The 24,113-nt window shown below is 72.5% G+C and carries 21 protein-coding genes and 1 pseudogene; 8 read left to right on the top strand and 14 right to left on the bottom strand.

Going from position 1 to position 24,113, the window contains the following annotated elements:
* The first annotated feature begins 81 nt into the window (after nucleotides 1-81).
* From ACF08F_RS12390 to ACF08F_RS12380, 3 genes are read left to right on the top strand one after another with little or no spacing between them, the layout of a single operon-like run.
* Entirely contained in the window at nucleotides 82-1,383 is a 1,302-nt protein-coding gene (locus ACF08F_RS12390) for an MFS transporter (protein ID WP_392298439.1), read from the top strand.
* A gap of 23 nt (nucleotides 1,384-1,406) precedes the next feature.
* Entirely contained in the window at nucleotides 1,407-1,868 is a 462-nt protein-coding gene (locus ACF08F_RS12385; protein WP_392298438.1) for a hypothetical protein, read from the top strand.
* A 6-nt stretch (nucleotides 1,869-1,874) separates the two neighbouring features.
* Nucleotides 1,875-2,375 carry a hypothetical protein gene (locus ACF08F_RS12380; protein WP_392298437.1) on the top strand — a complete coding sequence of 167 codons (501 nt, stop codon included), beginning with the start codon at nucleotides 1,875-1,877 and terminating at the stop codon, nucleotides 2,373-2,375.
* Nucleotides 2,376-2,427: 52 nt separating this feature from the next.
* Here ACF08F_RS12380 and ACF08F_RS12375 read toward each other — a convergent pair whose 3' ends face one another.
* The 6 genes and pseudogenes from ACF08F_RS12375 to ACF08F_RS12350 all read right to left on the bottom strand — a co-directional run bounded on the left by ACF08F_RS12375 (nucleotide 2,428) and on the right by ACF08F_RS12350 (nucleotide 11,435).
* Nucleotides 2,428-3,039, bottom strand: a complete 612-nt coding sequence (locus tag ACF08F_RS12375; protein WP_392298436.1) for a flavin reductase family protein — start codon at nucleotides 3,037-3,039, stop codon at nucleotides 2,428-2,430.
* Between the two features lie 143 nt (nucleotides 3,040-3,182).
* Nucleotides 3,183-6,488 carry a hypothetical protein gene (locus ACF08F_RS12370; RefSeq protein ID WP_392298435.1) on the bottom strand — a complete coding sequence of 1,102 codons (3,306 nt, stop codon included), beginning with the start codon at nucleotides 6,486-6,488 and terminating at the stop codon, nucleotides 3,183-3,185.
* 165 nt (nucleotides 6,489-6,653) lie between these two features.
* Complete coding sequence (locus ACF08F_RS12365) at nucleotides 6,654-7,439, bottom strand: enoyl-CoA hydratase/isomerase family protein (protein WP_392298434.1); 786 nt, start codon at nucleotides 7,437-7,439, stop codon at nucleotides 6,654-6,656.
* Nucleotides 7,440-7,448: 9 nt separating this feature from the next.
* Nucleotides 7,449-9,671 carry an acetate--CoA ligase family protein gene (locus tag ACF08F_RS12360; protein ID WP_392298433.1) on the bottom strand — a complete coding sequence of 741 codons (2,223 nt, stop codon included), beginning with the start codon at nucleotides 9,669-9,671 and terminating at the stop codon, nucleotides 7,449-7,451.
* Nucleotides 9,672-9,819: 148 nt separating this feature from the next.
* A pseudogene (locus tag ACF08F_RS12355) lies at nucleotides 9,820-10,239 on the bottom strand (MFS transporter); the annotation flags it as partial.
* 20 nt (nucleotides 10,240-10,259) lie between these two features.
* On the bottom strand, nucleotides 10,260-11,435 hold the full coding sequence (locus ACF08F_RS12350) for a flavin-containing monooxygenase (protein WP_392298432.1): 1,176 nt from the start codon (nucleotides 11,433-11,435) through the stop codon (nucleotides 10,260-10,262).
* A 170-nt stretch (nucleotides 11,436-11,605) separates the two neighbouring features.
* Between ACF08F_RS12350 and ACF08F_RS12345 the strand changes: the two genes are divergently transcribed.
* The gene (locus ACF08F_RS12345) at nucleotides 11,606-12,055 is read left to right on the top strand and encodes a DoxX family protein (protein WP_392298431.1); all 450 of its coding nucleotides are present in this window, start codon (nucleotides 11,606-11,608) and stop codon (nucleotides 12,053-12,055) included.
* The gene (locus tag ACF08F_RS12340; RefSeq protein ID WP_392298430.1) at nucleotides 12,055-12,462 is read left to right on the top strand and encodes a Zn-ribbon domain-containing OB-fold protein; all 408 of its coding nucleotides are present in this window, start codon (nucleotides 12,055-12,057) and stop codon (nucleotides 12,460-12,462) included. The genes ACF08F_RS12345 and ACF08F_RS12340 overlap by 1 nt, the downstream gene beginning before the upstream one ends.
* Before the next feature lie 4 nt (nucleotides 12,463-12,466).
* Here ACF08F_RS12340 and ACF08F_RS12335 read toward each other — a convergent pair whose 3' ends face one another.
* From ACF08F_RS12335 to ACF08F_RS12325, 3 genes are read right to left on the bottom strand one after another with little or no spacing between them, the layout of a single operon-like run.
* Entirely contained in the window at nucleotides 12,467-12,784 is a 318-nt protein-coding gene (locus ACF08F_RS12335) for a hypothetical protein (protein ID WP_392298429.1), read from the bottom strand.
* Nucleotides 12,778-13,248, bottom strand: a complete 471-nt coding sequence (locus tag ACF08F_RS12330; protein ID WP_392298428.1) for a hypothetical protein — start codon at nucleotides 13,246-13,248, stop codon at nucleotides 12,778-12,780. The genes ACF08F_RS12335 and ACF08F_RS12330 overlap by 7 nt, the downstream gene beginning before the upstream one ends.
* 43 nt (nucleotides 13,249-13,291) lie before the next feature.
* Nucleotides 13,292-15,301 carry a protein kinase gene (locus tag ACF08F_RS12325; RefSeq protein WP_392298427.1) on the bottom strand — a complete coding sequence of 670 codons (2,010 nt, stop codon included), beginning with the start codon at nucleotides 15,299-15,301 and terminating at the stop codon, nucleotides 13,292-13,294.
* 312 nt (nucleotides 15,302-15,613) lie between these two features.
* Here ACF08F_RS12325 and ACF08F_RS12320 point away from each other — a divergent pair, with 312 nt between their 5' ends.
* On the top strand, nucleotides 15,614-16,282 hold the full coding sequence (locus tag ACF08F_RS12320; RefSeq protein WP_392298426.1) for a DUF4097 family beta strand repeat-containing protein: 669 nt from the start codon (nucleotides 15,614-15,616) through the stop codon (nucleotides 16,280-16,282).
* Nucleotides 16,283-16,383: 101 nt separating this feature from the next.
* Nucleotides 16,384-17,271 (top strand): alpha/beta fold hydrolase, encoded by an 888-nt coding sequence (locus ACF08F_RS12315; protein WP_392298425.1) that lies wholly within the window; start codon nucleotides 16,384-16,386, stop codon nucleotides 17,269-17,271.
* Nucleotides 17,272-17,300: 29 nt separating this feature from the next.
* Here ACF08F_RS12315 and ACF08F_RS12310 read toward each other — a convergent pair whose 3' ends face one another.
* From ACF08F_RS12310 to ACF08F_RS12295, 4 genes are all read right to left on the bottom strand, one after another.
* Nucleotides 17,301-17,933 (bottom strand): HAD family hydrolase, encoded by a 633-nt coding sequence (locus ACF08F_RS12310; RefSeq protein ID WP_392298424.1) that lies wholly within the window; start codon nucleotides 17,931-17,933, stop codon nucleotides 17,301-17,303.
* Between the two features lie 64 nt (nucleotides 17,934-17,997).
* Entirely contained in the window at nucleotides 17,998-20,214 is a 2,217-nt protein-coding gene (locus ACF08F_RS12305; protein ID WP_392298423.1) for an FG-GAP repeat domain-containing protein, read from the bottom strand.
* A gap of 122 nt (nucleotides 20,215-20,336) precedes the next feature.
* Nucleotides 20,337-20,519 (bottom strand): DUF397 domain-containing protein, encoded by a 183-nt coding sequence (locus tag ACF08F_RS12300; protein WP_392298422.1) that lies wholly within the window; start codon nucleotides 20,517-20,519, stop codon nucleotides 20,337-20,339.
* Nucleotides 20,516-21,379, bottom strand: a complete 864-nt coding sequence (locus ACF08F_RS12295) for a helix-turn-helix domain-containing protein (protein WP_392298421.1) — start codon at nucleotides 21,377-21,379, stop codon at nucleotides 20,516-20,518. Before ACF08F_RS12295 ends, ACF08F_RS12300 begins: the two co-directional genes overlap by 4 nt.
* 91 nt (nucleotides 21,380-21,470) lie before the next feature.
* On the opposite strand from ACF08F_RS12295, the gene ACF08F_RS12290 reads away from it, so the two are divergent.
* On the top strand, nucleotides 21,471-21,914 hold the full coding sequence (locus ACF08F_RS12290; RefSeq protein ID WP_392298420.1) for an ATP-binding protein: 444 nt from the start codon (nucleotides 21,471-21,473) through the stop codon (nucleotides 21,912-21,914).
* On the opposite strand, the gene ACF08F_RS12285 is transcribed toward ACF08F_RS12290, so the two are convergent.
* Entirely contained in the window at nucleotides 21,875-24,091 is a 2,217-nt protein-coding gene (locus ACF08F_RS12285) for an FG-GAP repeat domain-containing protein (RefSeq protein WP_392298419.1), read from the bottom strand. The genes ACF08F_RS12290 and ACF08F_RS12285 overlap by 40 nt on opposite strands.
* Between the last annotated feature and the right edge of the window lie 22 nt (nucleotides 24,092-24,113).

Raw genomic sequence — 24,113 nt, 5'->3', positions numbered from 1 at the left:
CCCCGCGGTGACCCGATCCTTTGGAAACATGTCATTCAGGCCAATGGTGGGCGGCGGGGGAGAGGGGTGAAGCTCGGTGGCATGGCCCAGACAACCGAGCGCGCCGCTCCCGCACCCCCCGCCCGCCGCACCCCCCGCGTCCACCGCGCCTGGTTCGTCGCCGCGGTCACCTTCGTCACGATCATCGGCGCGGCGGCCTTCGCCTCCCTCCCGGGCCTGCTGATCGATCCGCTGCACCGGGAGTTCGACTGGTCGCGCGGCACGATCGGCTTCGCCGTCTCGGTGAACCTCGCCCTCTACGGGCTCACGGCCCCCTTCGCCGCCGCGCTCATGGACCGCTTCGGCATCCGCCGGGTCGTCGCCGCCGCGCTGACGGTCATCGCCGTCGGCTCCGTCCTCACCGTGTGGATGACGGCCGCCTGGCAGCTCGTCCTCTACTGGGGCGTGCTCGTCGGCCTCGGCAGCGGCTCGATGGCGCTCGCCTTCGCCGCGACCGTCACCAACCGCTGGTTCGTCGCCCGCCGCGGCCTCGTCACCGGCATCCTCACCGCCGCGGGGGCCTCCGGCCAGCTGGTCTTCCTCCCCCTTCTCTCCTGGCTGGTCGAACACCACGGCTGGCGCCCCGCCGCCGTGACCGTCGCCCTGGCGGCGCTCGCGGTCGTCCCCTTCGTGTGGCTGCTGCTCCGCGACCACCCGGCGGACGCGGGCCTCGCCCCGTACGGCGGGGAGTACGCCGAGAAGCCCGCCCCCGTGACGGGCGCCGCGCGCCGGGCCGTCACCGTCCTGTTCAAGGCGGCCCGCACGGGTCCCTTCTGGCTGCTCGCCGGCACCTTCGCGATCTGCGGGGCCTCGACGAACGGCCTGGTCAAGACCCACTTCGTGCCCGCCGCGCACGACCACGGGATGCCCGTCACGGCGGCCGCCGGGCTGCTGGCCGTCATCGGCGTCTTCGACGTCGTCGGCACGATCGCCTCCGGCTGGTTCACCGACCGCTTCGAGGCCCGCCGGCTCCTCGCGGTCTACTACGCGCTGCGCGGTGTCTCGCTGCTCTTCCTGCCGATGCTCCTCGCGCCCTCGGTGCACCCCCCGATGCTGTTCTTCATCGTCTTCTACGGCCTGGACTGGGTGGCCACGGTCCCGCCGACGATCGCCCTCTGCCGCGAGCACTACGGCGAGGACTCGGCGATCGTCTTCGGCTGGGTCCTCGCCTCCCACCAGGTGGGCGCGGCCCTCGTCGCCTTCGGGGGCGGTGTCGCCCGGGACGCCTTCGGCTCGTACGACGTCGTCTGGTACGCCTCCGGGGCGCTCTGCGCGGCGGCGGCGCTGATGGCCCTGGTCATCCGTCGCCCCCGAGCGGAGGCGCGGATTCCGCTCAGCGCATGATGATGCCGAGGAGGTGGTCGCGGATGAGCGGTTCCGACGACGGCCGGACCGTCGGCCGCATGCTGCGGGTGGCGGTGCCGGTGCTGCTGCTGGAGGCGTCCCTGACGGTGGCGGCGAAGGCCGCCCTGGCCGAGCCCGGGGACACGGCCGCGCTCCTGGACGTCGTCACGCACCCGCTGCCTCTGGCGACGTGGCTGGGGGCCGTGCTGCTGGCCGCCACGGTGGTCGTGCTGCCCACGGTGTGGCTGAGCGAGCACATGGCCGGCCGCTTCGGCGGTCGCGCGGACCTCTGGGTGCCGGCCGTGGCGGCTGCCGGCGCCACGCTGCCGGTCCTGCCCCGGGCCCTCTCGGGCGGCTCGGGCCCGACGGACACGGTCGGGGCGTGGCTGACGGCGTGGGTGGTCCTGACGGTGGCGGCCCTGGTCACCAGGAGGGCGGGCGGAGCCCGCGGCGGCCGAAGGAGCATGATGACCGCCGGGGGGTGATCGCACATGGGCGGTCCTGATGCGGGGCGGACGACGGCCCGGATGCTGCGGGTCTCGACACTGGCGCTGTGCCTGGAGGCCGGGGTGGCCCTGGCGGTGCTGATGACGGTGGGCCTGTCCATGGAACCGGAGCCCGGGGAGGACACCATGGGCGGCGGCATGTACGTGCTGGCGCTTCCGTTCGTGTCCGTGTTCGTCGTCCTGGCGGCGTTCGCGGTCTCCGCCGTGCTGGTCCTGCCGGTGCTGCTGCTCGGCGAGGGCCTGGGGCGCAGGTTCGGCGGCGGCCCGGTCCGGTGGCAGCTCTCCCTGGCGGGCCTCGCCGGCGCCCTCCTCGCACCGCTCGCGGGCGTGTGGGGGTGGGTCTTGGGCTGGACGGTCCTGGCCGTGGCGGCGCTGCTCACCCGGCCGGCGAAGCAGGGCTACTTCGTCTCCCTGCTTCTCTGGGGCACGCTCGCCGTGGTGAGCGTCTTCATGGTGGGCGGGATCGTCCTGCTCGCGCAGGACTAGGGCGTGTTGCGAAAGTCCCGCCTGCCCGACGGCGTTACTTTCGCAACACGCCCTAGGGCGAGCCGAACCGCCCGAACCGCCCCCGGTGGAACAGCAGTGGATCCCCGTCCTCCGCCGCGCCGAGCGACTCGACCCGCCCGACCACGATCAGATGGTCGCCGCCCGTGTGGACGGCGGTGATCGTGCAGTCGATCCAGGCGGGCGAGTGGGCCAGGCGCGGTGAGCCGGTGGCCGGGGCGGGGTCCCACTCGACGCCCGCGAACTTGTCGGCCCCGCTGACGGCGAACGACCGGCAGAGATCGCCCTGCCGGGCCCCGAGGATGTTGACGCAGAAGGTGCCCGCGTCGGCGATCCGGGGCCAGGTCGTCGACGTGCGGGCGACCATGAAGGCGACCAGGGGCGGGTCGAGGGAGAGGGAGGCGAAGGACTGGCAGGCGAAGCCGGCCGGCCCTTCCGCGTCGAGGGCGGTCACGATCGTGACGCCGCTCGCGAAGTGACCGAGGACGCGGCGGAACTCGGCGGGATCGACGGGCGGTCGCTCGTCCTCCCGCACCGCGCGCAGTACCGGCCGTGGCAGTGGTTCGACGGCCGTCGGCGAACCGGCCGCTCTCAGGTGTCGGACGGCGGTGGCCGCCATCCCGGCGTGTCCCATCACACCACTCATTGAAACTGACGGTACGTCAGATGTGAAGCCCCTCGGGCCCTCCCGCCCGCGAGAACGCCTCGGACCTTCCGTACACGAGAGCCCCCCGGGGCGACGGCCGTTCCGCCGCCCCGAGGGGCTCCTTCACCCGTGCCTCGCGAGGATCAGCCGACGACCGCCGAGGTCGCCCGGGTCCAGGCGACACCGTTGAGGTGACCGGTCCGGTAGGCCGTCACCCGTACGGTGATCTTCGTCCCGCGCTGCGCGCTCGTCAGCGTGAACCAGGCCTTGGTCGCACCGCTGATCGCCCGCCCGTTCGCGTACCACTGATACGCGTACGAGCTCGGCGCCGGCGTCCACGTCCCCCGGTTCAGGGTCAGCGTCCGCCCGACCTTGACGGTGCCGGTGGTGTAGGGGGCCTTGGTCGCCTTGGGGGCGACGCCCTTGACGGTGGTGGCCGCACTGGCGGAGGTCACGGCCGGGTGGCCGGCCTTCCGGGCGGTCACCGAGACCGACAGCTGCTTGCCCTGGAGCGTCGACGGCACGGTGTACGAGGAGGCCGTGGCCCCCGCGATGATCACGCCGTTGGCCCGCCACTGGTACGCGTACGTGTCGGCCGTGGGCGACCACGAGCCGCTCGTCGCCGTCACCTTGCCGCCGACGACGACCGTGCCGGTGACCTTGGGGGCGGCGGTGGCGCGGAGGGGGGCGACGACGGTGATCTGGCCGCGTGCGAATCTCTCGGCGTCGTGCGTGACCACGGTCGCGTAGAGCTTCGTGCGCGGGGCGCTGGTCAGGTCGAGGGCGACCACCATGCTCCGGCGGTCGGCCGCGACGGAGACCGTCGTCGACCGGGCGCGGTAGGAGCCAGAGGTGAGCTCGACGACGTCCTTCTCGTGCAGGGCGGTGCCGGAGACCTTCATGGTGATCTTCCCGGCGCCGACGGTGCCGGGGGTGACGGTGCCGATGGTCCGGGCGTCGCTGCCGCAGGGGGCGTGCATGCAGGAGAACTTCGCCGATACCGGCACGGAGGACGTGGTGGGCCTCGACGGCATGCCGATGAGGAGGACGGCCGGCCGGGACACCGGGTACCACTCGTCCTCCGTCGGCGGAACCTCGCACTCGTAGCGCCCCTCGTAGTGCCGCTCCGTACAGCCGTCCTGGCGGTCCGCCAGCGTGTACAGCCTGGGGATCGGCGTGCCAGGAAGGTCGGTGCCGGACGCCTGAGGCATGGCGAAACTGTCGCCCGACATCGTCGGGAGCACGGCACAGATCGCGGTCTTCTGCTCGGACAGGGTGGCGACGAGCGGCCCGAAGCCGTAGCTCACATTGGGGACCTTGACGCACTCGGGCGCGGGCCCGGCTGCGGTGCCGATCCGGAGGGCGTCGAGGCGGTAGGCGGGAGTGGTGGTCGTGTGCGGGTCAGTCTTGACGATCAGCTGGTAGCTGGTGGAGCCGTCGACGGCACAACCGAAGAACGGGTCGTCACAGGCCTCCGCACCGTTCGGCCGGTACACGCCGAGGCCGTGGGCGGAGCCGTACGACGTGTAGCGGGGGTTCACGTGCAGGGTGTCCCGGGCATCGGGTGTGGTCACCCGGTGGCAGGTGTACGAGCCGGGCACTCCGGCGACCGACGGCCGGCCGACCGGCGTGGCGGGAGTCGTGACGCAGCCGCGCGCGGTGGCGGTGACGTCCCGGCGGGTGAGGGCGAACTCGGCGGTGGTGTCGAGGCCGAGGACGAGGGCCGTGTACGCGTGCCCGGCGGTCAGGGCACAGGCCTCCTGCGGCACCGGTGCGGCGGCGTCCGACTCGAACTCTTCGCAGGCCCGAGTGCCGTTCTGGTCGTACACGTGCAGCTCGCCGGTCGATGCCCCGGACACACTTCGCACGGTGATCAGCTCGCGCGCGGAGTGTGCGTCCGCCGGGATCGTGTAGCAGCCCGAGAACGCGTCCTCGCCGGTCGTCACCTTCGCGCTGGGCGAGGAAGAGGTGAAGTCACCGGCAGGGAGAGCCGGGCAACCGCCCGCCGCGTCGATGCGGTGGAAGGCGAGGGCGTACGGGCCGGTGGCGCTGGGGGGTTCGTCGGATCGGTTCCTGACGATGGCTCGGTACGGTGCGGTGCCGCCCAACGCGCAGGCGTACTGGTCGGTTCCGGGCGTGTCGTCGCACTGGACGACGCCGGTCGCGTCGAGGACGGTGACGTCGGTGAGGGGAGGCGAGGAGTCCGGCGCGTATCCCTTGAGAAGGGCCATGCGAGCGCCTCGGGGCAGCGGCACGTTCAGGCAATCGACCTCGTCGCGGGCGGAGAAGGCGCCCCGGACGGTGAGCCCGAGCCGGATGTCGTCCGTGCAGCCCTCCGCCGAGCGCGTATCGATGATGCGGACTGTGCCGTCGGTGAGCAGCAGGTAGGCGACGCCCGCGGTGAGGGTGCAGGAGGACGTGGACTCGCAGATCCTCCGCCCGTCCGTCGTGTGCACTGTGAGCGAAGGCCGCCGGTCGGATGTACTGACGGTCTCCATCTCGTAGGAAGCCGTCGTGGCCGGCGTGAACGTCTTGCAGTCCGTCGCGGGCGAGACCGGAGCGGGCACGGAGCCGTACACGGACGCTGCGACCGTCGCGCAGCCGATCGGGTCGCTGAGGCGACGGAGCTTCAAGGCGTAGGAGGTGCGGCTGTCGTAGCGGGAACTCGGCAGCACGAGAAGCCGGTAGCCACCGTTACCCGACGGCAGGACGCAGCCGGAGGCCACGGCCTCGCACAGCTGCTTGCCGCTGTCGTCGGTGATCCAGGCAGTGGGCCTTTCGTAAAGGGGGATGTCGAGGTCCGCGGTGATCAGCGCACCGGGCGAGGCTGTGAACGGGTGGCAGAAGAGGGCGAGCCTGCTGGCGGCGGAACCGGTCACCAGGCCCGTGCCGTAGTCGGTGCTGACGGAGCCGGAGCATCCGGGTCCCGCCATCAGCGGGACGACGGCGACGCTCGTCTCGTACGTGGCGGAGTTGTAGTTCTGGAGCGTGAGCCGGTACGTACCCGCCGCGAGCTCACAGGGATGCGTGGTGATCAGCTCGCAGGTGACCGGGGTCCCGCCGGACGTGAGCCGGACGTACACGGTGGCGGACCCGTCCAGGAGTATCCGGTGCAGGCCCGGCCGCGCCACGGTGACCGTGAAGCATGCGTACTGGTCCGGGGCGAGCGTCGCTCGGCCGACCGCATCGCCCGGGTTGCCGAACGGCGCGAGTGGCAGGGCGGGGCAGGAGGGGTCGTCGGTGGGGGCGACGGTCTGCGGCGTGCTCGGAGTCGGATCGGATGACGGGGCGGGCGTCGGCTCCGAGGTCGCGTCCGAGGTGGGAGTCGGTTCCGGCGTCGGGTCGACCGTCGGGGTCGGTTCAGGCGTCGGTTCCGTTTCCGGTCCGGGCGCCGCGCTGACCGGCGGTGGCACGGGCGTCCCCGCCACGGCGACCCCTGTCGGAAGCATCGGGCTCAGCAGAGCCGTCAGCAGGGCCGGGACCAGGAGAAAGGATCTTCCGGATCTTCGGGATCTTTTGCGCGAGCGCGCGGAGTTGGGCATTCCGTTCCCCCCGGAGCGGCAGTGTGTGGCATATGCGCGACACACCATAAAGCTCCGGTACGACAGCCTCCGCTACCGCCCCTCGTACCGCGCCTCCCGCCGCTCCACGAAGCTCGCCACGCCCTCCTGGGCGTCCCGGGTCGTCATGTTGAGCTCTTGAGCCGTGGCCTCCGCCGCGAAGGCCGTCGCCCGGTCCGTGTCCAGGGACGCGTTGACCAGCTGTTTGGTGAGGGCGAGGGCCCGCGTCGGGCCCTGGGCCAGGCGTTCCGCCCACTCGCGGGCCGTCTTCGCGAGGTCGTCCGCCGGGACGACCCGGTTCACCAGGCCCATCCGCTCCGCCTCCGCCGCCGGCACCGCATCGCCGAAGAACATCAGCTCCTTCGCCCGCTGCGGCCCGACCAGCCGGGGCAGCAGGTACGCACCCCCGCCGTCCGGGACGAGTCCCCGCCGTACGAACACCTCGACGAAGCGCGCCGAGTCCGCCGCCAGCACCAGGTCGCAGGCGAAGGCGAGGTGCGCCCCGATCCCCGCCGCCGTCCCGTTCACCGCCGCGATCACCGGCTTCTCACAGTCCATGACCGCCCCGATGAACCGCTGCGCGCCGAGCCGGATCATCCGGGCCACGTCCCCCGCGACCCGGTCACCCGTGGCCGGAGCGCCCCGCAGGTCCGCGCCCGCGCAGAAGCCCCGGCCCGTCGCCGTGACGACCACCGCGCGGATCTCCGGGTCGGCGGAGGCCGACGCCAGCAGGGCGATGATCCGCTCCCGCTGGTCCCAGGTGACCGCGTTCATCGCCTCGGGGCGGTTGAGCGTGATCCAGGAGACGCCGTTCTCCACGGCGTGCAGGACCTCGTCCACGACAGACTCCTATCGGCAGACCGCGAGCGCGTCCAGGGCCACCGCCCCCTGCCCGCGCGGCAGCACCATCAGCGGGTTGATGTCCAGTTCGGCGAGGTCGCCGTCGAGTTCGAGGGCCATCCGCTGCACCCGCAGCACGACCTCGACGAGCGCGTCGACGTCGGCCGGCGGAGCGCCCCGTACGCCCTCCAGGAGCGCCCGGCCGCGCAGCTCGGCGAGCATGGAGCGGGCCTCGCGCTCGCCGAAGGGCGGGACGCGGACGGCCGTGTCGTTCAGGACCTCGACGAGGACCCCGCCGAGGCCGACGGTGACGGTCGGGCCGAAGAGCTCGTCGCGGGTCACGCCCACCACCATCTCGACCCCCCGCCCGACCATCTGGCAGACGAGGACGCCGTCGAGGTCGATCGACTCGTACCGCGCGATGTCGGTGAGCTCGCGGTACGCGTCCCTCACCTGGCTCGCCGAGGTCAGCCCGACCTTCACGAGCCCCAGCTCGGTCTTGTGCGCGAGCTGCGCGCCCGAGGCCTTCATCACCACCGGGTAGCCGACGAGCCCCGCCGCCCGGACCGCCGCCGCCGCGCTCGTCACGAGCTGCTCGCGCGGCACCCGTATCCCGTACGCCCGCAGCAGCTGCTTCGCCGCGTGCTCGCTGAGCCGCCGGCCGGGCCGCATGAGGGCCTGCGCCTTGCGGAAGGAGGGGGAGGGGGTGCGGGGGGCCTCGTCGAAGGGGGAGCGGTAGCCGACGGTGAAGCGGTGGTGGTCGAGGTAGGCCTTCACGGCCCCGATGCAGTTGCCGAACGTCCGGAAGGTGGCGACGCGCGAGGAGCCGAGGAGGGTCGTGCGGTACGCCTCCTCCGTCCCCACCGGGGAGCCCCACACCACGCACACCAGCTTGTCGGTGGCCTCGGCGGCGTCGACCAGGTCCTGCGCGAGCCTGTCGCTCATCGGCGGGAAGGGGCCGGTGATCGGACAGATGAGGACGCCGACGGAGGGGTCCGCGAGGATCGCGTCGATGATCTTCCGGCCGCGCCAGTCGCCCACGGGGTGCCCGCCGTTGTCGACGGGGTTGGAGACGCTCAGGTACTCCGGGATCCACTGGTGCAGTTCGTCCTGCTTGGCCTGCGGCAGGGGGGGGAGTTCGAGTCCGGCCGCCGTCGCCAGGTCGGCGAAGTGGGCGCCCGTACCGCCGGAGATCGAGTAGACGACGACGCCGTCCGCCTGCGGCCTGCGGGCGCGGGCGAGCAGGGTCGCGGTGTCCTGGAGCTGGTCGAGCCCGTCGACCCGGATCACCCCGTACTGGCGCATGGCCGCGTCGACGACCTGGTCGGCGCCGGTGAGCTTGCCGGTGTGGGAGGCGGCGGTACGGGCCCCGGTCTCGGTGCGGCCGACCTTCACGGCGACGACGGGGACGCCCTGGCGCGCGGCCCGGTCGGCGGCGAGGAGGAAGGAGCGGCCGTCCTTGAGCCCCTCGACGTAGCAGGCGATGGCCCCGACCTCGGGAAGCCCGGCGAAGTACGAGATGAAGTCGGAGGTCTCCAGGTCGGCCTCGTTGCCGGTGGGCGCCCAGTGGGAGAGCCGGACGCCCAGCTCCTGGAGGGTGAAGACGGGCCGCCCCTGGTGGCCGGACTGGGTGATGAGGGCGACGGCCGGGCCTTCGAGGTCCTCGCGGAAGCGCTCGAAGGCGTTGAGGTTGGTGTTGGGGCCCAGGAGCCGGAGTCCCGAGCGGCGCACGGCGGCGGCGAGACGTTCCTGCGCGGCGGCGCCGGCCTCGCCGGTCTCGGCGAATCCGGAGGCGAAGGCGACGGCGAACCGCACCTTCGTGTCGGCGAGTTCCTCGATGACGGGGAGCGGGTCGGCGACGAGGAGGACGGCGAGGTCGACGGGTTCGGTGAGCGCGCCGACGGAGGGTACGCAGTCGATCCCGAAGACGCTCGTACGGGTCGGGTGCACGGGGACGAGCCGGGCGCCGACCCGCTCGGCCCAGGCGAGGAGCTGCCGGGTGATGCCGGTGTTGGGGCGGCCCTCGGCGTCGGAGGCGCCGACGACGGCGACGGACCCGGGCCGGAAGAACCGGTCGAGGTCGGGCACGGGTGCGTGCAGCGGCCGGCCGCTGACGTCCTGGTCGCCGGGCGCGGCGGTGATGCCGTGCACGACACCGACGGGCTCCTCCCCGCAGGCGACCACGCGGGCGCGGAGATCGGTGGTGAAGGTGCCGTGAGTCGATCCAAGCATCGTTCCGCTCCACCTTTCGCCCATGACCATTGACCTGACGCCTAGTCAGATTACAGAACTGACGCTCAGTCAGGAATGGTTGTGCGGGAGTGGATGTTCGGGATTGTGCGGGAGTGGATGTTCGGGTGCTACCCGAACCACCCGGCTCCTAGACCTTCTTCGGCTGCGTGGCCTGCGCGACCACCAGGAGCAGCACGCCACAGGCGGCGACCAGGATCCAGCCGGGACGGGCTGCCTCCGCGAGCCCCGCCGGACCGGCCGCCGCGACCAGGCCGCCGGCCAGCGCGATACCGAGGGCGGCGCCCAGCTGCCGCGCCGTGGAGGTGATCGCCCCGGCCACCCCGGCGCGCGCGGGCGGCAGGCCGTTGACCGCTGTGTTGGTGATCGGGGCGTTGGCGAAGCCGAACCCGACCCCGATGAGCGAGAGCGCGGCGAGGAGCAGGAACACGCTCGTGTACGGGGTGAGCCCGACCAGGAGCGTCCCACCGGCCGCCAGGAACCCGCCGGCGAGGAGCAGTGGCGGCCGGGGGCCCGCACGGCCGACCATGCGGCCGGACCAGGGGGCGCAGACCGTCGCGCCTCCTCTTCCTAGCCCGCGCTCTTCCGCGCCCTCCGCGTCCCCCGCGCGATCCTCCGCGCGATCTTCTCCGCGTCGATCGACAGTTCCCGCAGCATCCCGCTGATCGGGTTGGTGAAGCCCTGGAAGTAGAGACCCGGAGCCTCGCGCGGGCAGCGCGCCCCCCGCGCCACCGGCCGGCCGTCCGGGTCGAGCACGCCGTCCAGGTGGCCGAGGAGGGGCTCCAGGGCGCGCCGGTAGCCGGTCGCGGCGATCACCGTGTCCGGGGCGATCCGGGTGCCGTCCGCGAGGAGCACCTCGCCGTCCTCGAAGGCCTCGACGGCGGCGACGACCTCGACCTTCCCGGCCCGCACGGCGTCGATGAGGCCGACGTCCTGCACCGGGACCGCGCCCTCCCGCTGGCGGGTGGCGAGCCCCTTCCCGGGCCGGGGCAGCCCGTGCGCCGACAGGTCCGGGAGGAAGCAGCGGGCGATGACCGCGCCCAGCCGGTCGACCACGGGCGCCGGCAGGCGCCGCACCAGGATGCCGCTGCGCTGGGCGGGCCAGCCGAGGGTGGTGCGCCGCACGATGTGCGGGACGGTGCGGACCGCGAGCCGTACCCGCCCGGCGCCGCCCTCGGCGAGGTCGGCGGCGATCTCGGCCCCGGTGTTCCCGGCGCCCACGACGAGGACGTCCTTCCCGGTGTACGGCTCCGGGTTGCGGTACTCGCGTGCGTGGCTCAGCTCGCCGTCGTACGCGTCGAGGCCGGGCCACTCCGGCAGGCGCGGGGTGTGGTTGTACCCGGTGGCGACGACGACCGCGCTCCCGGTGAGCCGTCGGCCGCCGGTGGCGTGCAGGATCCACTCCGTGCCGGCCCGGTCGACGCGGAAGACCTCGACGCCCGTCACGATCTCCAGCTCGTGCTTCTCGGCGTACTTCTCCAGGTACCGCACGACGTCGGCGCGGGCGACCCAGCGGCCGAAGGAGCGGGGTATCCGCAGGCCGGGGAGGCCGGAGAGGCGCCGGGTGGTGTGGAGCCGCAGCCGGTCGTAGTGGGTGCGCCAGGAGGAGCCGACGGCGTCGGACTTCTCCAGGACGACGGCCCGCACCCCGCGTTCGCGCAGGGAGGCGGCGACGGCGAGTCCGCCGGGGCCGCCGCCGATGACGTACACGGGGTGAGCGGGAGACTGCTGGGGGGTGGTGGCCATGAATGCTGAGCGTAATGACGTGTACACGTAGTGGGTCTCGACCAAGAGGGATTTCGGTTGCGAATCGGTCACGCCCGCCCGCCCCTTGCGCGAGCGGCCCGCCCTGCGCTGAACTGACGTACCGTCAGATTCGTATCCTCGGATTCCCGGACCGGCTCGTGGGGGCGCGCATGCAGACCGTCTGGCTCACCGGCGCCGAATGGCTCGCCGTCCTCCGCATCGGCCTCGGCCTGTGGTGGCTGGAGAGCTGGCGGCACAAGGACAGGAAGGGCTGGTTCGAGCGCGGCACCGGCATCGCCTGGGCCGCCGACGTCGCCGCCAAGCACAAGTGGCCGCAGGTGAAGAAGGGGTTCGACACCGTCGTCGCCCCCCGCCCCAAGGCCATGGCGTACGTCGTCGTCTACGCCGAACTCGCCCTCGGCCTCGGCCTGGTCGTCGGCTTCCTCACCCCGGTCGCCCTCGTCGGCGGCCTCCTCCTCAACCTCCTCTACCTCGTCCTGATGATCCACGACTGGGCCGAGCAGGGGCAGAACGCGATGATGGCGCTGATCTCCCTGGTCGCGCTCCTCGCGATGTCCTGGCAGACCTGGTCCCTCGACCACGCGATCGGACTCTTCTGATGACGGCAGCCGACCCCGACATCGACGCCTTCACCCGCCCGTACTGGGACGCCGCCGCCGAGGGCCGGCTGCTGCTGCGCCACTGCGCGGCCTGCGACCGGACCCACCACTACCCGCGCGAGTTCTGCCCCCACTGCTGGAGCGAGGACGTCCGCTGGGAGCCCGCGAGCGGCCGGGCGACGCTCTACACCTGGTCGGTCGTCCACCGGAACGACCTCCCGCCCTTCGGCGAGCGCGTCCCGTACGTCGCCGCCGTCGTCGACCTCGCGGAGGGCCCGCGCATGATGACGGAGGTCGTGGACGTCCCGGAGGCGGACCTCCGGATCGGCATGGAGCTACGGGTCGCCTTCCGCGCGGAGGGCGAGACGACGGTTCCTGTCTTCACGGCGGATCACGCCCGGTCGTGACCGGTCACGACTTGACGTAGGCCGCGGCGAGTGAAGGGCCCAGCCCGTCGAGGTGGGTGAGTCCTTCCAGGTCCCGGTGGTACGGCAGCAGGCTCTCGTACCAGCAGATCGGCACCACCACCCCGCGCGTCACGAGCAGGGTGTCCACGGCGGCCCAGGCCTCCTCCTGCGCGCCGCCCGTCGCCGCCATCGCGCGGTCGATCGCCCGGTGCGGGGCGGGGTCGTCGAAGGCGCCGAGCCCCTGGCCGTCCGGCACGCGCGTGTCGAACTGGGACCGGAAGAACAGCGACGGATCGGGCGAGTACGTGGAGAGCGTCACCACGTGCAGGTCGTAGTCGTAGTCGCCCGGACGTTTCCGGGTCTCGGCGGAGGGCGGTACCACGTCGGCCGCCCGCGCCCGGAACCCGACTCCCAGCAGCGCGTCCACGACGGCGCCGCCCGCTCGCGGCCGTTCGTCTCGCCCTGCATGTACGCGACGACGAGTTCGCGCGCCGGCGCTCGCTCCCCGAGCGTCTTCCGGGCGCGCTCCGGGTCTCCGTTCGGCTCCGTGCCGAGCGGCCCGGCGCCGGGGTCCCGGTGGCCGCGGACGCCGGGCGGAAGGATGCGGGTGGTGGGCACGGCGCGGTCGTGCGCGACGATCTGGTGCACATCGTCCCGGGGGAACGCCGGCGCCAGTGCCAGCCGCACACGGGGGTGGCCGAGGCGGGGGTCCTCGGCGCGCCAGACGACGCCCATGCCTCCGACGCCGACCCGCTCGACGAGCCGGTACCGGTCGTCCAGGACCATCCCCCGCAACACGCCCTAGCGGCGGGAGGGGCGGGTCCACGGGTCAGACCGGAGAGATGTTCCGCCAGAGGTGACTTCGGTCGTTCGGGTTGCAGGCGTACGTCATCAGGAACGGCGGACCGGGGATCATGCACTCGCCGCTGTTCACGTTCCTGATGGTGTGACCGGCCGACGTCTTGGTGCCGATAGTCCACGACTGGAGACTGGAGCCGTTGCAGGCCTTGGTGGTGAAGCCGGGTGTCCCGCCCGGCTGGAGGCAGTGGCCGCTCTCCTTGTTGACCAGCCGGAAGGTGCCGTTCCCTGTGGCGGAGTAGGTCCAGGCGTAGGAGACGGTGCCGCTGGTGGGCGGGGTGCCGCACGGGGCGGTGTTGGCCATGGTGCCGCCCCATGCGGCGTTGCTCTCGGACAGGCACTCCCCGCTGGAGACGTTCTCGATGGAGTACGTCCCTGAGGGCGCCGAGCCGCCGCCGGTGGCCGGCGGGGGAGCGGGGCGGGTGGTCGTCCGCGTGGGCTGCGGCGCGGGCGGCTGCGTGGTCGCGGTCCCGCCGCCGGGGCCGGTCGTGGCCGAGCCGCCGCCCGGCTCGGTCGTCGAGCCGCCCCCGGAGCCGCCGCCAGGCCGGGTTCCGCCCCCGCCGCCGACCGCGCCGCCCGTGCCGGGCGGCGGCGGGGCCGCCGTGGACCCGCCCGGAGGCGCGGAGGACGCGCCCGGCTGAGCGGAGACGGAGGCGGAGGCCGAGGCCGAGGAGGAGACGGAGGAGGAGGCCGAGGCGGAGGCGGAGGACGACGGGGGTACGGGCGCGGGGTTGCCCGGCGCCGGCTGCGAGGCGACGACGGAGGGCGTGTCCGAGGTGTCGGGGGCGGCGCCGAGGCGGCCGATCTCGTACGGGCCGAGGGCGACGGTCAGGGTGGTGCCGGTCGCGACGACGACGGGCACGGCGAGCATGACGAAACGGTTCCGCCGGGTCCGTCCGGCGCCCGGTGCGGCGGCCCCGGTGTTCGCGACCGGGTCGGGGGCGGCGGTGGCCGGCTCCTTCCCGCCCTGCGGGGTGAGCGAGGCGGTGGCGATGTCCTGGGCCGGCTCGGTCCGCTCCAGCTCCGCCAGGTGCTCGGCGGTGGGCGCCGCGGCGGCGAAGGCGGCGCGCTCGCCGATGCGTTCGGCGACGGTGGCGGGCCACGCGGCCCCGGCGGCCCTCTCGTCGGCCCGCTCGACGAGCTCGGCCGCGGTCGGCCGGTCCGCCGGGTCCTTGGCGAAGCAGGTCCGGACGAGCGCGGCGAGCTCGGGTTCGGTCTCGGTGAGCTTCCCGAAGTCGGGCTCGCCGTGGACGACGCGGTAGAGGAGGTCGGGCCCGGAGCCGTCACCGAACGGGGGCCGCCCGTTCGCCGCGTACAGGAGCAGGCTGCCGAGGGCGAACACGTCGGCCGCACCGGTGAGTTGCCGGTCGGCGACGGCCTGCTCCGGGGCCATGTAGGCGGGGGTGCCGATGACCATGCCGGTCTTGGTGAGCCGGCTCTGGTCGGCGGCGCGGGCCACGCCGAAGTCGATGAGGGAGAGGCCGTCCCCGGTCAGCATGATGTTGGAGGGCTTGAGGTCGCGGTGCACCATGTCGGCGCCGTGCACGACCCGCAGTCCGGCCGCCGCGTCCCGCAGCAGCCGCCACAGGGACTCCCCGGGCAGCGGGCCGCCGTGCAGCCTGACGGCCTCGCTGAGGGTGATCCCCGGGATGAACTCGGTGGCGAACCAGGGTGGTTTGGCCGTGCGGTCGCTCGCCAGGAGCTTGGTGTTGGCCCCGGCGGGCAGCCGGGCCAGGTTGTCGAGCTCGTGGCCGAAGTGGCTCAGGAAGTCCGGGTCCTCGGCGAGCACGGGAAGGACCCGTTTCACCGCCGCGAACTTCCCCGGCACGGCCCCGAGATAGACCCGTCCCATGCCTCCGGAGCCCAGTACGCCGAGGAGCCTGAAGGCCCCGATCCGGCGGGGGTCCCCCGCTTCGAGTGGCATGGCTCCGCTGCCGTTCAGACCGCCCGGACCGGACTGGTCTTCCAGTTCCCCCTGCATGGGCCACACATTAGCTGAGGGTGATTCACCTTTGGGTGGATCCCAAGTCTCCTTTTCCGCACGGTGGTTGACCGGAGGGGCCAGGGGCCTCGCGGCGCGTTCATCGGCAGGCCATTGCAATGGATGAATGGACTCTGTTGCGTTAGGCCTCATGATGGTTGCAATGAAATACCTGCCTTGACCTGTGAATATAGGGATTTGGAGCTAAGGAGTTGTTGCGCGAACTCTGAACGCAACGTAGCGTTTCTCTTGTCAGAAACGGCGCGGGCAAGAGTCCGAGAGCCGCGAACGCAGGAAACCAAGGAGTCCGACATGCAGTTCCCCACCACCGCCCCGATCGCCGTCGTCCTCGCCGTCCCCGCGGGCCACATCCGCTTCATCGCCGCCGACCGCGCCGACACCACGGTCGAGGTCCTCCCGGCGGACGGCTCGAAGGGCCGCGACGTGAAGGCCGCCGAGCAGGTCGCCGTCGCCTACACCGACGGTGTGCTGCGCATCGAGGCCGCCGAGGCCGCGAACCGGCTGCTCGGCAACGCCGGTTCGGTCGACATCACGGTCCAGCTCCCCGCCGGCTCCCGCGTCGAGGCGAGGACGGCCGCCGCCGACCTCCACGGAGTCGGACGCCTCGGCGACGTCACCTTCGAGAGCGCGCAGGGCGCGGTCAAGCTCGACGAGACCGCCGCCGCCCGCCTCACCCTCCAGGCCGGCGACATCACGGTCGGCCGCCTCGGCGGCGCGGCGGAGATCAGCACGCAGCAGGGCGACATCCGGATCGCGGAGGCCGTGGGCGGCACGGTCGTGCTCCGCACGGAGGCCGGCGACCTGGAGGTCGGCGCCGCGCACGGCGTCTCCGCCACCCTCGACGCCGGCACCTCCTACGGCCGCATCAGCAACACCTTCCGCAACAGCGAGGGCGCCAAGGCCGCCCTGAACGTCCGCGCCACCACGGCCCACGGCGACATCACCGCCCGCGGCCTCTGATCCCCCTCGTCCCCGACCGACACACAAGACCCACACCCCCGACCGACACACAAGACCCACCCCCGACCCAGACCCCCGAAGCCCCCGAGAGCAGGCACACCGTGACCACCGCGGCCCCCACCACCCCCACCACCCCCACCACCGTCCCCGCCACCCCCACCGAAGACAGGAACCCCATGACGGCGACCCCCGCCCCCGCCACCCCCGCCCCCGCCGCCTGGACCGGCACCGTCTCCGTCGACGACACCACCCTCGCCGTGACCGACACCGGCGGCTCCGGACCCACCGTCGTCTACCTCAACGGCTCCTACGCCGACCAGTCGCACTGGCGCCGCGTGACCGGCGAACTCGGCGGCGGGTTCCGGCACATCACCTACGACGAGCGTGCCCGCGGCAAGTCCGGGCTCTCCGGGGACTACTCCTTCGAGGCCTGCCTGCGCGACCTCGACGCCGTCCTCACCGCCCGCGGTGTGGAGCGCCCGATCCTGGTCGGCTGGTCGTACGGCGCGATGCTCGCCGTGCACTGGGCCGCCCGGAACCCCGACCGCGTCCTCGGCGTCGTGTCCGTGGACGGCGCCCTGCCGCACTCGTGGCTCGACGAGGACGCCAAGGTGCAGGTCCGCAAGCTGTTCCGCCGGATGAGCCCGCTGTTCCCGGTCGCCCGCCGGATCGGCCTGGCGGCGCGGATGAGCGCCGAGCAGCACGCCGAGATCAACATCGAGGTCAACGAGCTCTGCGCGCCGGAGGCCCTCGACCCGGTCTTCGACCGCATCACGGTCCCGACCGAGTACGTCCTCGCGACCGGCGGCAACCTGGGCGGCGACCCCGAGCTGATGGAGAAGATCCGCGGCAACCTCGCCCCGGTGACCGCCCGCAACCCGCACATCCGGCTCAGCGCGAAGGTCCCGAGCAACCACTCCAAGATCCTGCGCAAGGACTTCCGCGCGGTGGCCGACGCGGCCCGCGGCATCGCCCGCAAGGCCGGCTGAGCGTGCCGCAGCACCGCACCGGCCAGGCCCTACGGGGCCCCGACGGAGCCCAGGATGTGGGGGGCCGCGTCGGCCAGGGTCGGGAAGTGCCGGTGGGCGCCCTCCACGGGGGCCGGGCCGTTCACCGACCAGACCGTCATCCCGGCGGCGAGACCCGAGCGGACCCCGGAGGGCGCGTCCTCGACGACCAGGCAGTCCGCGGGGTCCGCGCCCAGCTTCTCGGCCGCGAGGAGGTACGGGACGGGGGACGGCTTCCCCTCGGTCACCGAGGCCGCGTCCACGATCAGCCCCGGCAGCGGCAGCCCGGTCCGCTCGAACCGGCCCCGCACCCGGTGCTCGTAGTTCGACGTGACGAGCGCCCACCGGTCCGCCGGAAGCGCGCCGAGCAGCTCGGCGGCCCCGTCGAAGGCGGCGTACGTGCCCGTACGGACGTCCTCGTCCTCCAGCGCGTGCAGCAGGGCGAGGCACTCGTCCGGGTCGTGCCCCGGGGCGACGGCCGCGAAGGTCTCGACGGGCCGGGTCCGCAGGGCCACGGCGTACACCTCGTCCCCGTCGAGCCCGTGACGGGCCGCCCACTCGTGCCACATGAGCCGCTGGTTGGCGACGGCGTCCATGAGGGTGCCGTCGACGTCGAAGAGTACGAAGCCGCTGGTGGAGGTCACGCCCCGGATGCTACGACGAGCCACCCGGAGCGCGACACGGCCCCCGCTCAGCCGCGGGGAACCGTCACGAGACCGAGGTGAACCTCGTCCCCTCACCCGCGTACAGCGAGGTCGCCGTCTTCGTGAACGGCGCCGCCCACGACCCCGTCCCCAGGAACACGTGCGTCCCCGCCGACCCGTACGCGACGAGGTCCGCACGTCCGTCGTTGTTCGCGTCGCCGACGCCCACGAGCTGGCTGTAACCGCCCCAGCCCGTACCGATCTTCGTCCGGGCCGCGAACGTCCCGTCGCCCTTCCCGAGGTACAGCCACAGCACCCCGGCCGCGTCCCGCGCGACGAGGTCCCCGGCGACCCCGCCGGCGAGGTTCCCGACGGCCGTCAGCTGGTTGTAGGCGCCCCAGCCGGACCCGACCCGCACCCGGCCGGCGTACGGCGCGGTGGCGCTGCCCGTGCCCTTGTACAGCCACAGCACGCCGGAGGCGTCCGTGGCGACCAGGTCGTCCCGACCGTCGCCCGTGAGGTCCGAACCGGCCGCGAGCTTGTTGTAGATCCCCCAGCCGGGGCCGACCTTGATCCGGGCCCCGAAGGTGCCGTCGCCCTTGCTGAGGTAGGTCCACAGCACCCCGGCCGTGTCGCGCGCCAGGAGGTCACCGGCACCGCTGCCCGCGATGTTCCCGGCCGCCTCGACGACGTTGTACGTGTTCCACCCCGGACCGATCTTCACGCGCGGCTTCGCCGGCGTCACCTGACCGCCCACCGGCTGATCGAGCAGGTCGTCCCGCCACAGGACGCCCGCCGCGTCCCGCGCGAGCAGGTCGGGCGAGCCGTTGTCGGTGTAGTCGTGCGGGTTGGCCTGCCGGGTCACCTTGAACGTGCCGTTCGCGTACCCCGGGTTCCCGATCCCGTTCGTCGGCGTCGTGGTCACCTGCCACGTGTAGTCGCCGTTCGGCGCGCTGACCCCGTTGATCAGCCCGTCCCACGTGAGGCGCGCGGGCGCCGACGGCCGGGTGAGCCGCTTCGTGAACGTCTTCCCGGTGACGTGGTGCCGCAGGGTGACGTCCAGATGGACGTTGTACCGCGAGAGCTCCCACTCCATGGCGACCTGACCGCCGTTGCGGTCGAGCTGCGCCACGGGCGGAACGGTGCTCTTCACGACGGCCGCCGCGGTCGAGGCACCGGGCGTACCCGCGACGAGCGCGACCTGCGGCCACTCCATCGGCGTGATCCGGAAGAGCCCCTCGCCCGAGGTGGTGCTGCCGCCGTGGACGAGGATCGTCCCGTCGGGGGCGGTCGACGAGGTCGTGAAGTGGTCGAGCAGCGTCATCGTCTGCCCGGTGGTGAGGTTCTGCGCGGTCAGCGCGTGCAGCGGGTTCGCCGTCGGGGCCGTGAGCCCGTTCGGGACGCCGTACAGCACCCAGTCGCCGGAGAAGCCGACGACGACACCCTTCGAGCCCGCGCCCAGCGAGATCTGCTTGAAGGGCTCGTACTCGCTCCGCTTCTGGACGGCCAGGCGGCCGACGCCGTCCACGTACTCCGTCCACGCCAGGTACGAGGGGCTGATCGCGGCGGTGACCGTCGCCGGATCGTAGGACGTGATCCCGTGCTCCTTCCGCATGAAGCCGCCGGTCAGGTCGGTCACCCCGAGGCGGTACCTCGTCTCTCCGACGGCGCCGCCGTGCACCCGGTAGACGACGGCCGTGTCGCGCCCCGAGTGCGCCAGGACCTGGAAGTCGTGGGCGTTGCTGAGTGCCGAGATCCTCTCCTGCTGCTGCACGCCGTTCACCCGGGCGAGCCGGTAGAGCTCGTCGGAGCCGTACGTCGGGTTCGGCACGCTCAGGAAGAGCGTCGAACCGGCCGCGCCCGCGACCTCGAAGTCGGTCCCCAGATTGACCGGCTCCACGTACGACGTGAACACGCTCGCGCTCATGTCCCGCAGGGCGAAACGATTCGTCTCGCGGGTGACGATCGTGTCCGCACGACTCGGGTACGCGAGCGAGGACCCCGGCACGCTCCACCGGGACCCGTCGTCGAACCTCGTCCAGATCAGCTCGGACGTGCCCGCCCCGGTGTCCTTCGAGGTCAGGAATCCGGCGGTCCCGCCGCTGACGAACTTCTCCCCGGCGGGCAGGGTGGCGGTCTCGTTCGCGGCACCGGGCGAGACGACCGCCGCCTCGGCGGCCGGCGCGACGGCGGTGACGAGCGTCCCGCCGAGAGCGGTGACGGCGAGCACGGCGGTGACGGCCAGGGCGAGCCGGCGGCCGCGTATGTATGCGTGATTCATGGTGCGTATCCCCCCAGGAAGCCGGGCGCGGTGTCACTCAACACCCCTCCCGCTCCTCACGATTGCCTGAAGATCGCAGCGTACGAGATCACGGTGACGGACCTTGCCCGGCGTCCTGAGGGTCAGTCAGTCGCGTACGCCACGAACGACACCCAGCTGGCGGGAGCCACGGCCAGCTGGGGGCCGTGGGGGTCCTTGGAGTCGCGGATGTGGACGGCGGTGGGGTGCGCGGCGACTTCGATGCAGTTGCCGCCCTCGGGGCCGCTGTAGCTGCTCTTGAACCAGGCCAGATCCGCGGTCTTCATCGTTCTCCCAGCCGTTTCTCGATCCAAACCAGGGACTCCCGCTTGGTGAGCGCCTGTGATCGCAGGATCCCATAGCGCTCGGAGTACTGGCGTACCTCTTCAGGGTCGGTGATCAGTCGGGCGTGGCCGTAGACCTCGGTGTACGCGACCTCGCGCCGCCCCTTTGGGGTGAGCAAGGTGAACGGGCTGCCCAGGTAAGGGTGTTCCTCGCCGTCCTGCGGGAGGATCTGTAGCTCCACTGTGCGTCGCTGGGCCACCTCCAGGATGCGCAGGAGCTGCTCGCGGTGGACCTCGGGTCCGCCGAACGGTCGAAGCAGGACCGCTGCCTCCAGAACGAAGCTGATGGTCGGCACGGGCCAACGATCGAAGATCACCTGCCGCGAGATCCGGTCGGCCACCCGCTTCTCGACGGTCGCCTTATCGAGCATCGGGCGGCTGCGCTCGAAGAGCGAGCTGGCGTAGGCGGGAGTCTGGAGGAGCCCTGGAACCGCTTGTACTTCGTAGTAGTGGTTGGCGACAGCCTCCGCTTCCTCCTTCGCGAAACTCCGGAACCAATCCGGATGCCGCACCCGCGCCTTGGCCAGCGCCTCCCGTACGTCGTCCACCGCCGCCACCAGCACGCCCCCGGCGCCCAGCACCGGATCCGCCCGGAGCAGGAAGTCCGGCTGGGGGATCCGTACTCCCCGTTCGATCGAGGACACCAGGTCCTCGCTGCAGTGGGCGATCTCCGCCAGCTCCGCCTGGCTGAGGCCCGCGTTCTTCCGCAGGACTTTGATGATCTTTCCGAGCGCACGGAAGAGGTGCGCCGTGCCGTCCACCTCGGAGGGCCGTTCGGGCCGCTCCTCCACGTTCCCCGACATCCGTACCGCCTTCTTGGCGTACCCGTACAGTTACCCAGCGTCGTCGCGTCGCTGCTGGTCAGGGTACGGGCGGGGGCCCAGGCTCAGGGGCATGAAGTCCGAAACCACCACCCCAACCGGTGAGTTCACGCTCCGGCTCTCGGCCACGCGCCGGGGCGCACGCCTGGCCCGGCTGCTCGCCGTGCAGCAGCTCCACGAGTGGGGAGTGACCGGCCCCGCCGCCGAGGCGGCCGAACTGGTCGTCGCCGAGCTGGCGAGCAACGCCGCCCTCCACGGCCGCGTGCCGGGGAGGGACTTCGAGGTGCGGATGGCGCTCGACGACGACCACGTACGGATCGAACTCTCCGACACGCGCGGCGAGCGCCGCCCGTTACGGGTGGAGAACCCCGACGAGGGCGGCTACGGGCTGCTGCTCGTGGCCGCCCTCGCCACCACGTGGGGTGTGAAGGACCGGTCGGTCGGCAAGACGGTCTGGGCGACCGTCCCGCTGGTCTGTCAGAACAGGGTGAGCTGGCCCGCTCCAAGACTGTTGTAGGCCGTGACGGCCGGCCCGAAGGGGGCCTTCCAGTTGCCGGTCCCGCTGTAGTAGTACAGGTCGCCGGTGCCCGGGCGTTCCGTCAGGAGGTCGGGGCGGCCGTCGCGGTTGGCGTCTCCGAGAGCGATGAACTGGTCGTACATGCCCCAGCCGCCGCCGATGCGGGTGCGGGCGGCGAAGCTGCCGTCGCCCTTGCCGAGGTAGAGCCAGAGGACGCCGGCGGTGTCGCGGGCGACGAGGTCTCCGGCCGGGCCGCCGCCGATGTTCCCGGTGGCGACGATCTTGTTGTAGATGCCCCAGCCGCCGCCGATCTTGGTGCGGGTGGCGAAGGGGGCGGTGACGGAGCCGGTGCCCTTGTAGAGCCAGAGGGCGCCGCTCTTGTCGGTGGCGAGGAGGTCGGGGCGGCCGTCGCCGGTGAGGTCGCTGCCGGCGGTGAGCTTGTCGTAGACGCCCCAGCCGCCGCCGACCTTTACGCGGGGAGCGAGGGCACGTCCGGTGCCCGTGTAGAGCCACAGAACGCCGCTCCTGTCACGACCCAGTACGTCTGCGGCCGGTGAGCCGCCGACGTTTCCGGGAGCGAGGAGCTGGTCGTGGACCCCCCAGCCGTGGCCGAGCCGCTCGGGTGTGAGGTGGGGCCACGAGTCCATGGAGAAAATCGCGTCGTAGCGGTACAGCCCGCCGGAGCGGTCCCGGGCGAGCAGATCCGTCGTGCCGTTGTCGTCGAAGTCGTGGGGGACGGGCTTACGGACGATCTTGAAGGTCCCGGTCCTCTCGACCGCCGGACCGATGCCGTTCGCCGGTCTGGCGGTCATCCGCCAGGTGTAGTCGCCGTTGTAGGCGGGGAAGCGGTGGTCGGGTGCGTCGAGCAGGCCGTCCCACTTCACCGAGTTCGTGGTTGATCCGTCGATGCCGTCCCTGAGTCGGACGACCTTCTTGGTCTCGTTGTGCGTCAGCTCCACGCGTATCCCCGCCGGTCGGCTGAAGGTCCAGCTCATGGGGACCGGGGCGGGGGTGCGGTCGAAGTCGAGCACCGTGGGAACGTTCTCGCTCGCCAGGGCGAGCGTGGTCGGCACCTTGCTGCTCGCCAGGAGCTCGGCGACCGGAGTTCCGTCCGTCCCGGAGGAGATCCGGTACAGGCCCTCGCCCTCGGCGAGGGTGCCGCCCGACACCACCTGCGTGCCCTCGGGCCCCGGGAGGCCTTGGGCGAGGTCGTCCAGGAGCTTGACGGTGGCACCGGTCGTGAGGGAGCGAGCGGTCAGCGCGTGCTGGGGGTCGTCGTAGAGGGCGTCGTAGCCCCCCGGCTCCCCGTAGGTCAGCCAGTCGCCCACCAGCTCGATCGGTACGTTCTGGGCGAGCCCCAGAGGCACACGCTGGGTTGCGCCGTTGTCCCGCCGGACCGTGACCAGGGTCGATTCGTGGTCCGTCGGCTGCTCGACCCAGGCGACGTGAGTGGCGGACAGAGCGGTGTCACTCCACGCGGTCACTCGCCGGGTGTCGTACTCCTCGATGACGGAACGGGACTTCAGGTCCACCACGGCGACGCGGCTCTTGGGCGTTCCGTCCACGGTGCCTGTGTAGAGGGCCACTGCGGAGTCGGGGGAGTCGATCCAGAGGCTGGTGATCACGGCGTCCCCGGGCAGGCCGGTCACGGTGTCGTCCACGAGCGTGTCGCCCTGCTTGCCGATGACGTGGATGTCACGGCCGCCGGTGGAGTTGGGCGCGGTCGCGACCAGCGCGGATCCGGCGGCACGCGCGCGGTCGAAACCGTCGCCGAGGGCGCTCGTGTCGATGACCAGGGGCTCGGCGCCCGTGGACATGTCGTACATCGTGTAGACGGCTCCGTCGGCCTTCATGACGGTGTCCGTCCGAAGACCTGACGTGTAGGAACCCTTGGGCAGCGAGGTCGTGACCCCGTCCTTGTACCGGGTCCACTGGTAGTGGCGTTCTCCGTCGACCCAGCGGACGGTCAGGAAGCCCGTCGGGCCGGCGCCCGCGAACGACCCGCCGGGATAGGGGACGGCGTCCTGCTGTGCCGACTGCCCGGTGGTCGCCGCCGAGGTCTCCGGCATCGCCATCGCCATCGCCAGCGGCGCCGCCGCCACCGCCGCGCCCGCCGTGACGGCGAGGGCGGCGAGGGCGGCGGCGAGCCGGAACCGGGTGTTGCTCGTGCGGTTCAAGGAACTGCTACCTCGGTTCTCT

Source organism: Streptomyces sp. NPDC015130, assembly GCF_043080005.1.
In the GTDB taxonomy this organism is placed as follows: Bacteria; Actinomycetota; Actinomycetes; order Streptomycetales; family Streptomycetaceae; genus Streptomyces.
The sequence above is the reverse complement of the archived record's forward strand: the minus strand, read 5'-3'. Positions and strand labels throughout refer to the sequence as shown.

Coding starts and splice junctions, on each gene's coding strand:
- ACF08F_RS12390 (WP_392298439.1), top strand. CDS start 82: ATGGCCCAGACAACCGAGCGCGCCGCTCCCGCACCCCCCGCCCGCCGC.
- ACF08F_RS12385 (WP_392298438.1), top strand. CDS start 1,407: ATGAGCGGTTCCGACGACGGCCGGACCGTCGGCCGCATGCTGCGGGTG.
- ACF08F_RS12380 (WP_392298437.1), top strand. CDS start 1,875: ATGGGCGGTCCTGATGCGGGGCGGACGACGGCCCGGATGCTGCGGGTC.
- ACF08F_RS12375 (WP_392298436.1), bottom strand. CDS start 3,039: ATGAGTGGTGTGATGGGACACGCCGGGATGGCGGCCACCGCCGTCCGA.
- ACF08F_RS12370 (WP_392298435.1), bottom strand. CDS start 6,488: ATGCTTCCGACAGGGGTCGCCGTGGCGGGGACGCCCGTGCCACCGCCG.
- ACF08F_RS12360 (WP_392298433.1), bottom strand. CDS start 9,671: ATGCTTGGATCGACTCACGGCACCTTCACCACCGATCTCCGCGCCCGC.
- ACF08F_RS12350 (WP_392298432.1), bottom strand. CDS start 11,435: ATGGCCACCACCCCCCAGCAGTCTCCCGCTCACCCCGTGTACGTCATC.
- ACF08F_RS12345 (WP_392298431.1), top strand. CDS start 11,606: ATGCAGACCGTCTGGCTCACCGGCGCCGAATGGCTCGCCGTCCTCCGC.
- ACF08F_RS12340 (WP_392298430.1), top strand. CDS start 12,055: ATGACGGCAGCCGACCCCGACATCGACGCCTTCACCCGCCCGTACTGG.
- ACF08F_RS12330 (WP_392298428.1), bottom strand. CDS start 13,248: ATGGTCCTGGACGACCGGTACCGGCTCGTCGAGCGGGTCGGCGTCGGA.
- ACF08F_RS12325 (WP_392298427.1), bottom strand. CDS start 15,301: ATGCAGGGGGAACTGGAAGACCAGTCCGGTCCGGGCGGTCTGAACGGC.
- ACF08F_RS12320 (WP_392298426.1), top strand. CDS start 15,614: ATGCAGTTCCCCACCACCGCCCCGATCGCCGTCGTCCTCGCCGTCCCC.
- ACF08F_RS12305 (WP_392298423.1), bottom strand. CDS start 20,214: ATGAATCACGCATACATACGCGGCCGCCGGCTCGCCCTGGCCGTCACC.
- ACF08F_RS12300 (WP_392298422.1), bottom strand. CDS start 20,519: ATGAAGACCGCGGATCTGGCCTGGTTCAAGAGCAGCTACAGCGGCCCC.
- ACF08F_RS12295 (WP_392298421.1), bottom strand. CDS start 21,379: ATGTCGGGGAACGTGGAGGAGCGGCCCGAACGGCCCTCCGAGGTGGAC.
- ACF08F_RS12290 (WP_392298420.1), top strand. CDS start 21,471: ATGAAGTCCGAAACCACCACCCCAACCGGTGAGTTCACGCTCCGGCTC.